The sequence below is a fragment of the uncultured Anaerovibrio sp. genome (assembly GCA_902786545.1).
Lineage (GTDB): Bacteria > Bacillota > Negativicutes > Selenomonadales > Selenomonadaceae > Anaerovibrio.
Window position 1 is genome coordinate 1 of sequence record CADACU010000048.1, and the last position, 11,594, is coordinate 11,594.

An 11,594-nucleotide genomic window follows, 5' to 3' on the forward strand; every position below is an offset into this window, starting at 1 on the left:
TAGCTTCGCGTCGCAACGAGCTGGGAGATATGCTCGCCAGCTGTTGTAGTTTGTTTTCCCCCACCTAAAGAGGTGGGGGAAATCTTAAAGCTCGTTATAGCAATTAAATATGAGCTTTATCCCGAATATATTTCCGGGCCTTAATGGCATATTCCAATGGATTTGCCTTGGCCGGATCCTGTTCGGCCTCAACTATAAACCATCCATCGTAATTGCTCTGATTGACAATATCGAAAATCGGCTCGAAGTCCACATTGCCGTCACCCGGCACAGTGAACATTCCGGCCCGCACCCCATCCAGGAAGCTCATATCCTCATCTTTGACCTTGTTGCGTATGGACATACGAATATCCTTAAGATGAATATGTCGAATGCGTGGTAAATATTTTTTTAGAATTCCTATATAATCTTCACCGGAACAAACCAAATGACCAGTATCATACAGCAAAAAAACCAGCTCTGGATCGGTATCACGCATAAGGCGATCAATTTCGGCCTCAGTCTGAACCCCAGTACCCATATGATGATGATATGTCATGGTAAGACCAATCTTTTTAGCTACAGACCCCAGTTTGTTCAAACCTTCAGTCAAAAGCTTCCACTGTTCCTCTGTATTTACTGGCTTTCCGGCAAATACAGGGGTATTAAGCTGACCCTGTACACTGTTTCCCTGCTCAGCTACATTACAGAACTTGGCACCCATTGCCTTTAAAAATTCGCAATGAGCGATAAAATCCTTTTCCACCTGCTCGTAGGGCTGAGTCAATAGAAAAGAGCTAAACCAGGCACTGGCAATCTGCATACCGCGTAAATCAAGTGCTTTTTTTAACACCACAGGATCCTTTGGATATTTATTCCCCACTTCGCATCCCGTGAAACCAGCCAAAGCCATCTCACTTACACACTGCTCAAAGGTATTTTCTGCACCCAAATCCGGCATATCATCATTAGTCCAGGCAATAGGTGCTATACCAAGTTTTATATTTGCCATCTGACAACCCTCCAAATTGATTATTTATTTATGGTAGTATGTGGCTTTTACAGCCCTTTCGGCTTGGATTAGTATTTTCTAGCCTTGGCGATATTTGGTTCCATGAGATTCTTCCAGCAATCCTGAATCTTCTTGCTCTTGGAAACCTGGGCAACACCCACACGCCACCAGTCACCGTAGCCGTGAATCATGGTCTTTGGCAGAACCTTGCAATCTATAAGAGTAGATACTGTCTGCTTCTTGGCATCTTCAATAGCTGCCTTCAATTCCTCCGCTGTATGCACTTTATAGGTCTTGCAACCATAGGAAGCTGCATTCATGGCAAAATCAATCGGCACAAATCCACCATCCAATTGTCCACTCTTTTCATTGCGGAAGCGGAATTCTGTTCCAAAAGTATCCTGTCCGTGTCCAATTTCCAAATTGTTAATACAGCCATTCATCATATTATCAAACACGATAACATTGATTTTGGTGTGTTCCTGAATGGAAGCCGGCAACTCGGAATGGGACATCATATAAGCAGCATCACCTACCAGAGCATATACCTCCCGCTCCGGCTGAGCATATTTTACTCCCAAAGCTGCATTGACCTCATACCCCATACAGGAGAAACCATATTCCAGATGATAGCTATCCACTGACTTGGCCCGCCAAGCCCTTTGCAAATCCCCTGGCAGGCTACCAGAGGCTGCCACGATAACAGCATTTTCATCGATGGTTTCATTGAGCATGCCCACCACCTGGGACTGGGTCAGGCTGCTGCCAGTGAGTTTGATAAACTCCTTGCTGGCAGTCTTGAAATCATAATCGTCATTGACCTCTGGTACGAAATCATCACCAGTATATTCGATGTGATAGAGACGATCCACCTCAGCATCGTATTCAGCCCGGGCCTTGGTGATTTCATCCGTGTAGCCGGATTTCCAGCCGGTTTTCTCCAGCGCCTTGTCCAAGGCCTGCAAAGCAGCCTGGGCATCACCAATAACCTGTACGCCATCCATCTTGTAAGCATGGAATTTGGAAATATTAATGTTAACAAATTCCACCTCCGGGTTCTGGTAGAGCCACTTGGAGGAGGTTGTGAAATCAGTATAACGGGTACCTACACCGATAACCACATCAGCTTCCTTGGCCAGCTTATTGGCAGACAGACAGCCGGTTTCACCAATACCACCTACGTTCAGTGGTTCCTCCCAGCTGATAATACCCTTACCAGCCTGGGTCTCTCCAAACGGAATATTATACTTCTTGGCAAATTCCAACAAAGTCTGCTCAGCTTCGGAATACTTCACGCCGCCACCGCAAATAAGTAAAGGCTTCTTCTTCCGCTTGAGAACCTCAACAGCCTCCTGGATAGCCCGCTCTACTGGAACCGGACGGTCAATATGATGAACCCTCTTCTGGAAGAAGTATTCCGGATAATCATAGGCTTCGCCCTCCACATCCTGTGGTAAAGCCAGACACACCGCACCGGTATCGGCCGGATCCGCCAACACACGCATAGCATGTACAGCGGCCTGCATGAGGATTTCCGGACGGGTTATGCGATCCCAATATTTGCAAACTGCCTTAAAGGCATCATTGGTGGTAATGGACAGATTGTTTGGCTGCTCCATCTGCTGAAGAACCGGATCCGGCTGACGATCAGAATAGGTATCACCAGGCAGGAATAATACTGGAATGCAGTTGGCAGTTGCTGTACCAGCAGCCGTTACCATATTAGCCGCACCAGGTCCTACGGAGGAGGTGCAGGCAAACATTTTCTTGCGGCGGTTCTGCTTGGCAAAGCCCATAGCCGCCAAGGACATACCCTGCTCGTTACGGCCCTGATGAACTACCAAATGACCAGGATCCTCCTGGAGAGCCTGACCCAAACCAAGGACATTACCATGACCGAAGATACCGAATACACCCTCGAACATAGGAGTTTCCTTGCCATCAAATTCTATGTACTGATTATTGAGAAATTTCACAAGGGCCTGACCCACTGTGAGACGAATTGTCTTGGACATTTTATATAGCCTCCTTAAACCACTTACTTCTTTGGGGACCAAATTTTTGCATTTGGATTATTAAGCCATACATGCTCCGGCAAGTCATTGCGGGTCTTACGCCAAGGATCACCTGGCAAATGGCGAATCATCCAGCTGTACCACATAGCATAGCCCGGGGCCGTAACCTGTGGGTGCATATAGCCACCAGACAGCTCCGCCCAGCTATTGTGCGTAATCTTAAAGGCATTATCACCAATAAAACAAGCACCGAAGCCCTGCTCATGGTCAAATTTATAAGTGTAAACCTCTGGCTGTGGATGATTATGAGGAATATAGCCAGACCACCGGCCAGGACTGTTAATTACCTCACCATTAACCATATTGGAATATGGTGCATTATCATAATCGAAAATGGTGCGCACCGTGCGTTCGGCCGTGCCGTTCCACATGCCCTGACCAAATACATCAGCCTGCACATCCTCCGGCCGGTAAAATTTCGAGGGAAACTCCCTTTCGTTTACGGTCTGCTGTACCAGTACTTCGGCATTTTCCGTCAAAGCCTTGATTACAACCTTCTTACCCCGTGGTACATGCAAACAATAGGGATTCTGATCAAAAAGGGATTCCCGATGCATCTTCTCTGTATTGCCATCCCAGGTGATTTCCACTTCACCTGTCAAAATTACAAAGGCCGTTTCCTGTATAGGATCTTCAAACTCCACAACCTCGTTTTTATCAAAGAGCTGATAGCCTATATCCATAAGCATATCGCTTTCCCGGGTGGTCATGGCATTATAGCCATGTTTCAGCTCCGTACCTAATCTTCCGAATCTCATAATCTGTCCTCCCAGGCCAATTCTGTAATTACCTTTTCGTCCTTGTGTTCTTTCATAAAAGCGTCAATCTGCTCCACAGTCTGCATGGCCTCAGAACAGCTATGGCTGGCTACTACCATTGCAGCATGAGCTGTGCCGTGTTGCAGTGCATCTGGCACACTCCACCCTTCCAGCAGGCCATAAACAAAGGCACTACCGTAGGCATCACCGCCACCGAAGGACTTTAACAGCTTGATATGATAGGACTCTACCTTATATACCTTCTTATCTGCTGTATAGGCTAAAGATCCCTTCTTGCCATGCTTTATAATAACTATCTTATTGCCATAAGATATATATTTCTCCGCCAATACATGATCGGCCGGCTCCTTTGCCTCCTCATCCAGCAGCTCGGTAAGGTTTACTTCATCCCGGGAACCTATAATAATATCGCTTAACTGAGCCACTGTGGAATAATATATGGAAATTTCTTCCTTTGATTTCCAGCTATATGGCCGATAATCAATATCAAAAATAATCTTTGTCCCATGTTTTTTTGCGTACTGGGCTGCTATAAGACAAGCTTCCCTGGACGGACTGGCGGCCAGAGCAGTACCGGAAATAATGAGGATTTTAGAATCTGCAATGTATTCCTCACTGACATCCTGGGGACCAATCTGTAAATCAGCTACATCATTACGGTACATAAGAATGCTGCTTTCCGTCTCGCTTTTAATTTCCGTAAAAGTAAGACCAATACGCTCACCATTTTTTGCCCGAACCATCTGGCTGGTATCAATGCCTCTATCATTAAAGTAGTTGATAACAAAATCTCCGAACTGGTCATCAGATACGCAGCCAATAAAGCCTACCTTCTTACCCAGCTTGTTAATACCAACAGCCATATTACCCGGCGATCCTCCCAGGTACATGGAGAAAGTCTTAACCTTATCCAAAGTCCGGTTTAGTTCATTAGGATTAAAATCCAGTGTCACACGACCAATAAGCACCACATCCCGCTTTTTACTCTGGTCAAATTCAATCAATGCCATTCAAAAGAATCCTCCTCATGCCTTATTCTCTACGCCAAATATGTGCATATGTTTTTTTATATTGTCACAGGTCCCCTGTACTATTGCATCACTGAAGTCGAAATAATTTGCTTCCGGTTTTTCACCATAAACTTCCTTTATTTTGGCAGCAGAACTGTCATATGATGCCGTGGCTATATTTATCTTCTTGATGCCCCGTTTGTAGCAATTCCTAAAATCATCCTCGGTCAACCCCGTGCCTCCGTGCAGCACTAACGGACATTCCGTCACTTCGGCTATCTCCTGCAACCTATCCAGCCTGAGTTGCGGCTTTTTCCGGTAATTCCCATGGGCTGTACCAATAGCTACTGCCATAGCATCAATGCCGGTTTCCATGGCAAACCGCTTTGCTTCATCCACATCAGTTACCAGAATATCCACACTTTTATAATCGCCTTCGGCACCGCCAACACAGCCAATTTCGGCCTCTACCGCGGCTCCCTGAGCATGGGCTAATTCAACAACCTCTTTGGTACGAGCAATATTTTCCTCCAAAGGATACTTGGATCCATCAAACATTACAGAAGTGAACCCAAGAGACAAAGCCAGCTTAATGGTCTCCAGTGTCCCACCATGGTCAAGATGCACAGCAGTCGGCACTTTGCACTCCTTAGCTGCCGCCATCATAATTGGTCCCAGTAATTTTAACGGTGAATAACGAAGCCGACCTTCAGCAATCTGCAGAATAATTGGTGCCTGCAGCTCTTCAGCTGCTTTCATTGCACCCATAGCCATTTCCATATCGGACACATTAAATGCTCCGATTGCATACGAATTATCCCCATATTTTGGAAACAACTCCGTCATTTTTACAAGTGGCATACTTTTGATCTCCTATTCACATTTTAACAAATATATTTCACATTTGTTGGTATTTTTTTGCTATCTTTAGAAGAGTTTCTTGTATATTTCGATGATTTGTTCCTTGGTTGGTATACGCATTGTATTCTGTGGACTACCACTCTCCAACGCATCATCAGCCATTTTGTCCAGATTGGACATAAAAGCATCTTTATCTACACCAAGTTCAGTCAAAGTCGGTATTTCTAATGCCTTACAGAAACGAGTTACTTCTGTTACCAGTGCCTGCGCCGCATCTGAATCTGATGCATTGCTATCAGCCACCTCCAGCAACCGGCCTAGTTCGGCAAACCGCTGTATATTTCCCTCTACCGCAAACTCCAAACAAGCTGGCAACAATATGGCATTGGATACGCCATGCGCTATATGGAAAAGTGCACCGATTGGCCGGCTCATACCGTGAACGATGGTAACCGAGGAATTGTTGAATGCTATCCCCGCTTCCAACGCTCCTTCAGACAGCTGCAGACGTGCCTCCACATTATTGCCATCCTTAAAGCAGGTCAAAAGATTTTTATATATCTTCTTTACAGCTGATCTGGCAAAAATATCGGACATTGGCTGAGCCTTACGGGAAGTATATGCTTCAATGGAATGGGTCAAAGCATCTATACCAGTGGCTGCAGTAATTTTTGGTGGAACAGTCATAGTAAATACAGGATCAATAACCGCCAATGCCGGTATAATAGATGGTCCTCCCAACAGCATCTTAACCTCAGTCTCAGTATCGGCAATTATAGTATTTTTGGTCGCCTCTGAACCAGTTCCTGCTGTTGTTGGAATTGCTACCAGATACGGAACCTGCATATCAATACTCGTATGCATATAATCACGCAATTTTCCAGAGCTTACAGACATGAAAGCAATTGCCTTCGCTGTATCCATCGGGCTTCCACCACCCAAGGCAACTATAAAATCACATTTTTCTTCCTTAAAAATTTTTAAACCGGCATCAACAATTTTATCGGTAGGCTCTGTATTTGCCCCATCATAAATCACATATGATATTTCGGTTTTCTTCAATGCATCTTCCACTTTGGTAACATTACCAGATTTAACCATAAAAGAATCAGTGACAATCAGAGCTTTTTCTCCTTTTCCTTTGATATGCTCTCCCAGCTCATTGATAACATTTTCACCAGAAATAATTTTCTGTGGCATAAGAAATGTGTTTCCCAATGTTTTCACCCTTTCAAGCTTCTAATCTTATTGATTATATTTTGCTAACTTTATGCCTATAATTTAATACATTCAATCTACCTTGTCAATTACTTTTTACACACAAATGAAAAGATTGTTACAGTTTTTTGCCCATTACATCCTTTCCTATGTTTTTGGAAATAACCATTTTTCATTGGAGATAACTTGTTTTTTTTCTCAACTATCTATATAATGATGATATATCAATATGTGCATAATGTTGTTAATTAGTTGCAAACTTTTTGGTCATTCAGTTTATTTATCGCCCAAAAAAATAGCAAAGCAGGTGAGCATAATATGAAAATCAATCGTATCCAGAAGATACGAGAACTACTGGAAGACAACCACAGTATTTCCATTAACACTTTATGTGATACTTTCAATGTATCAAAGTACACCATCCGCCGGGACATCAACGAGCTGGAAAAAACTGGCTTTCTAAAAAAAGTTTACGGTGGTATTGTGCTACAGGAACAAGAGCACAACTCACCGGAACCATTTTCACTCCGTGAATCCCGTAATGTACAGGCCAAAAAGAAAATTGCCCACATTGCTGCATCTCAGGTTCAGGACGGAGATATCATATATATAGATTCCGGTACCACTACAATGCATATGCTTCCTTTCCTGGTAAAGCGCCAACATCTGACTATCGTTACAGCCAGTGTATATGTCATTAACGCGGCTGCCGCCCTTAATCAATTCAATATTATCTCCACCGGCGGTGCTCTTTATATGCCATCCATGGCTTTTGTTGGACCAACAGTACTGGATAATCTTAAGCACTATAATATTTCCAAGGCTTTTATGGCCAGCACCGGAGTTTCCATTGAACATGGCATAACCAACGCCTCACCTCTGGAAAGTGAAATTAAACGCAGCTTGATTCAGAAGGCATCAAAAAAATTCCTGCTGGCAGATACTTCCAAGTTGGATGTCGCATCTCTTATCAGCTATTGTGACCTCAAGGACTTGGATTGTGTCATCATGGAAAAGACTCCACCAGCCAGGTATATTGAATATCTTGACCAAAACCATGTTACCTTGCTAACAAAGGATTCATCACCTATGAGTGATTTGCGCTGAATATAACTACCATATTTTTCCCATAAAAAATGCGGCCATCTTTCCAAGATGACCGCATTTTTATTTGCAACACATAAATAGTAAAACTGAAAATTTTTTCTGAAAATGAAAAAAACTGTAAAAACGATAGGCGTTCGTTTTTACAGCCTTCTTCCCATTCATTTTATAATGAAAGTGGGTAAATAAAAGAGAGGGGTTATATGCGACACAGGGGAATGTCGCTTATAAGGGGTATATCAAAGTCAAGCAGGAGAAAGAATTACATCTAGGGGTTAGATTTAATTCTTAGCTTTCCCTTTGATGTGTTTATTATATGATTATCTTATGAGTATGTCAAGGAACTTTTTTAGTATTTTTTAAAACTTTTTGGCACATCTTACAATTATTGTAGGAATTTTTTACACAAAATGCTCCATAAAATGTAATTATATTATCTTCAATTACGATATGTTTATAGGCTAAAGCCCAGTATTTATAAGCTATAAAGCACTCATTCAACCATTGGTGGATATCCTTGTGAACATTTGAGTATATTTAAAAAAATTTTTTATTCCTACAAAAAGAAATGAGAACTTTATGGGTATATTTTGATGTTATTATATTTATCCACAGTCTGGATACCATTTTTTCTCACATTTATACTTTTTATCCACAGTTATCCACACCAAACAAGGGTTATCCACATCATTCATGTGGATAACCCTTGTTTTCACAGCCCTATCGTCAACAGCAAAATAGTGCTTTTACTAATTTATTAAGAGCAGCTTGATCAGCGGCCCCCATGGTTTCCCGGGCAGAATGCATGCCTAAAATTGGTACTCCCACATCAATGGTCATAACCGGTACCAGAGCAGACGCAATGGATCCCAAGGTTGCCCCCCCTGGCATATCCGCTCTATTGACAAACTGCTGATACAAAATGCCATTTTCCTGACACAACGACTTTACTATGGCTACCCCTTCCGCATCAAAGGCATAGCTCTGGGAAGCAGCCTGTTTTATTACCACACCACCGTTTAACACTGGCTTGTTGGTTGGATCAGCCTTATCCGGATAATTTGGATGAAGTCCATGGGCCACATCCACAGACAGCATAAACCCACCGTTTATTCCCTGCCACATTTCGGCTCGACTATACCCCATACATGCATATACCCGTTCCAATAGCTGCATAAGATTGGCTGAGGCTGCTCCCTGTTTCGTACGACTGCCAACTTCCTCATTATCGAATAGGGCAATTACATTCAAACCGTCATTTGTTCCAGCCAAAATACCTTCCAGACAAGATACTACCGATGTAATATTATCCAACCGTGGAGAAGATACCAGCTCACGGGCTACCCCAAGCTGACAGCCTCCTTCGTAAGGGTAGATATTTAATTCATAGGCCAAAACAGTTTCTTTTGCCACCCCCAATTCCGTGGCAATCAATTCATCAAAAAAGCCTTTGTCCCCATTCTGCCCCAGCACTGCCGTCAAAGGCAACATATCTTTCTGCTTGTTAATGGCTATACCATCATTTACTTTTCTGTTCATATGAATAGCCAAGGACGGAATCGTCATCATTGGTCTGGCAAAATCCACCAGCATCGTTTGTGGACTAAGAGCGTTCTTACCTTTCAGGGAAACCCTTCCGGCTACAGATAGTGGCCTATCCAGCCAAGAGTAGAGAATCGCCCCACCGTATCCTTCAATATTTAACATACCATAACCGTCTTTGATTATAGCCGCCTCAGGCTTAATTCTGAAACCTGGGAAATCCGTGTGGGCTGCGGCTATCCGCAACGCTTTTTCTTTCTCCAGTTTTCCCTGCCCAATAGTGAAGGCAAACATCAACGCTCCATATACTTTCGTATAATATTTGCCACCAGCTGTCAATGACCAGCTTTCCCCCCAGCTTAATTCCTGAAAACCATTTTCTTCCAGCAGTTCACCTGCCGTTTTGGCCGCATGCCAAGGAGATGGTGACCTATTTATAAATTCAAGCAAATTAACAATATCCCCGTACATAGTACTCCTCCTGTATATTACCGTTTGTGGGCCGGCATGACCATCGCCTCAAGCGCTATGATAGCCAATAGAAAACTAACTAGCATCATAACAGCCATGGGAATACCGCTATCCGTTCCAAACATTCCCACCACTGGCATCATTATACCGCCTAAAATCATAGAGGAAAAGCCTAAAAGGGCGGAAGCGCTTCCGGCATTTCGTCCCTGGGCAGACAACCCCAAAGAAAAACTGGCCGCACCGATAACAGATACTGGCATGGCGATAAACAGCAATAAAGCTACAATCACCTCTACCGGTGCCATAAAATAAAAGGCAACAATCAAGCCAATAGACATCACAAGCTGCAAATACAAGGAAGTTTTTAGCATCATCTCATCCCGGACCCGACCGGCAAATTTAGCCGGCAAAGTACCGGCCAGCATTATTCCCGCCCCGATAAATCCAAAAATAAAGCTGTAAACCTGCGGTGATACATGATATATCCCCTGAAATATAAATGACGAACTACCGATATAGGCGAAAAAGGCCGAGAATACAAACATCTGCACCAGACAGTGGCCCATAAAATACTTATTCGTTGCTAATTTTGGAAAAACCAAAATAGTCCTCAAAATATTTTTGATACGACGCTCCTCCGGCAATGTTTCCTTATATATAGCCGTTGCAATGGCCATAACCAGCCCAATAAGGGCCAGCGCCACGAATACATACCGCCAGGAGGCCAATGTAACTATCTGACCGCCAATAACCGGTGCCAAAATAGGGGCCAGGCCATTTACCATCATCAAAATGGAAAAAAATCTGGTGAGCTCCGGCCCCTGGCATACATCACGGGCAATAGCCCTGGATATGACAATGCCACAGGCTCCGGCAAATCCCTGAACAAATCTGGCCGCCAAAAATATCACTATATTACTAGCCACTATACAAATAGCCGATGTAATCATAAATACCAGCATACCGGCCAATAATGGCATTTTTCGCCCACGCATATCACTGATGGGTCCGGCAAAAATTTGGCCAATCGCCATTCCCAGCATTGTCATGGTTAGAGTCATCTGTATCAATGAAGTACTTATACCGAATTCAGCCTGCATAATTGGCAATGAAGGCAAGTACATATCCGTTGCCAAAGGCGCCATGGCCGACATTATCCCCAAAAACACTGTCAATAAAGCTCGATTTTTTATTTTGCTCATCTATATACCTCCAATAAAATAGAAGCTAATCCGAAGATTAGCTTCTATTTTATTATATACTAAAATTTTTTTCTTCGTAAGAAAAACTTCTATTTTATGTAATGCACATAATCCGACTTTCTCGGTGGAGCAGCTGCCGGCTTATCAGCCATATACCCGATGGCACAATGGCCAATACCTTCATAATCACCACTGATCCCCAGTTTTTTCAATATGGCCTTTCCAAAATCAGACTCAAATTCTTCCTTGGCCCGGTGTATCCATATACTGCCCAAACCAAGACTAGCTGCTGCATTAAGCATATTGCCCATTACAAGACTGCCATCATACAGATGAGTACG

Annotated in this window: 10 protein-coding genes; 1 reads left to right on the forward strand and 9 read right to left on the reverse strand. The window is 43.4% G+C overall.

Features of this window, described 5'->3' with window-relative positions; genetic code table 11:
• Positions 1–103: 103 nt before the first annotated feature.
• The 6 genes from iolE to QZV24_RS08875 all read right to left on the reverse strand — a co-directional run bounded on the left by iolE (position 104) and on the right by QZV24_RS08875 (position 6,934).
• Positions 104–991, reverse strand: a complete 888-nt coding sequence (gene iolE / locus QZV24_RS08850) for a myo-inosose-2 dehydratase (protein ID WP_294523030.1) — start codon at positions 989–991, stop codon at positions 104–106.
• Between the two features lie 68 nt (positions 992–1,059).
• Entirely contained in the window at positions 1,060–3,006 is a 1,947-nt protein-coding gene (gene iolD, locus QZV24_RS08855) for a 3D-(3,5/4)-trihydroxycyclohexane-1,2-dione acylhydrolase (decyclizing) (RefSeq protein ID WP_294523031.1), read from the reverse strand.
• A gap of 23 nt (positions 3,007–3,029) precedes the next feature.
• Positions 3,030–3,824, reverse strand: a complete 795-nt coding sequence (locus QZV24_RS08860) for a 5-deoxy-glucuronate isomerase (protein ID WP_294523033.1) — start codon at positions 3,822–3,824, stop codon at positions 3,030–3,032.
• Positions 3,821–4,855, reverse strand: a complete 1,035-nt coding sequence (gene iolC, locus QZV24_RS08865; protein WP_294523034.1) for a 5-dehydro-2-deoxygluconokinase — start codon at positions 4,853–4,855, stop codon at positions 3,821–3,823. Before iolC ends, QZV24_RS08860 begins: the two co-directional genes overlap by 4 nt.
• A gap of 15 nt (positions 4,856–4,870) precedes the next feature.
• Positions 4,871–5,716, reverse strand: coding sequence for a class II fructose-bisphosphate aldolase (locus tag QZV24_RS08870; protein WP_294523036.1), 846 nt, complete (start codon positions 5,714–5,716; stop codon positions 4,871–4,873).
• Between the two features lie 66 nt (positions 5,717–5,782).
• Positions 5,783–6,934, reverse strand: coding sequence for an iron-containing alcohol dehydrogenase (locus tag QZV24_RS08875; protein ID WP_294523037.1), 1,152 nt, complete (start codon positions 6,932–6,934; stop codon positions 5,783–5,785).
• Positions 6,935–7,252: 318 nt separating this feature from the next.
• Between QZV24_RS08875 and QZV24_RS08880 the strand changes: the two genes are divergently transcribed.
• Positions 7,253–8,041 (forward strand): DeoR/GlpR family DNA-binding transcription regulator, encoded by a 789-nt coding sequence (locus tag QZV24_RS08880; protein ID WP_294523040.1) that lies wholly within the window; start codon positions 7,253–7,255, stop codon positions 8,039–8,041.
• A gap of 723 nt (positions 8,042–8,764) precedes the next feature.
• Here the strand turns inward: QZV24_RS08880 and QZV24_RS08885 are convergent.
• The 3 genes from QZV24_RS08885 to QZV24_RS08895 form a co-directional block, all read right to left on the reverse strand.
• Entirely contained in the window at positions 8,765–10,051 is a 1,287-nt protein-coding gene (locus tag QZV24_RS08885; protein WP_294523042.1) for a M18 family aminopeptidase, read from the reverse strand.
• Between the two features lie 17 nt (positions 10,052–10,068).
• Positions 10,069–11,253 (reverse strand): multidrug effflux MFS transporter, encoded by a 1,185-nt coding sequence (locus tag QZV24_RS08890; RefSeq protein WP_294523044.1) that lies wholly within the window; start codon positions 11,251–11,253, stop codon positions 10,069–10,071.
• Positions 11,254–11,342: 89 nt separating this feature from the next.
• The coding region (locus QZV24_RS08895) for a nitroreductase family protein (RefSeq protein ID WP_294523045.1) at positions 11,343–11,594 on the reverse strand (252 nt) is incomplete at its 5' end.

Coding starts and splice junctions, on each gene's coding strand:
- iolE (WP_294523030.1), bottom strand. CDS start 991: ATGGCAAATATAAAACTTGGTATAGCACCTATTGCCTGGACTAATGAT.
- iolD (WP_294523031.1), bottom strand. CDS start 3,006: ATGTCCAAGACAATTCGTCTCACAGTGGGTCAGGCCCTTGTGAAATTT.
- QZV24_RS08860 (WP_294523033.1), bottom strand. CDS start 3,824: ATGAGATTCGGAAGATTAGGTACGGAGCTGAAACATGGCTATAATGCC.
- iolC (WP_294523034.1), bottom strand. CDS start 4,855: ATGGCATTGATTGAATTTGACCAGAGTAAAAAGCGGGATGTGGTGCTT.
- QZV24_RS08870 (WP_294523036.1), bottom strand. CDS start 5,716: ATGCCACTTGTAAAAATGACGGAGTTGTTTCCAAAATATGGGGATAAT.
- QZV24_RS08880 (WP_294523040.1), top strand. CDS start 7,253: ATGAAAATCAATCGTATCCAGAAGATACGAGAACTACTGGAAGACAAC.
- QZV24_RS08885 (WP_294523042.1), bottom strand. CDS start 10,051: ATGTACGGGGATATTGTTAATTTGCTTGAATTTATAAATAGGTCACCA.
- QZV24_RS08890 (WP_294523044.1), bottom strand. CDS start 11,253: ATGAGCAAAATAAAAAATCGAGCTTTATTGACAGTGTTTTTGGGGATA.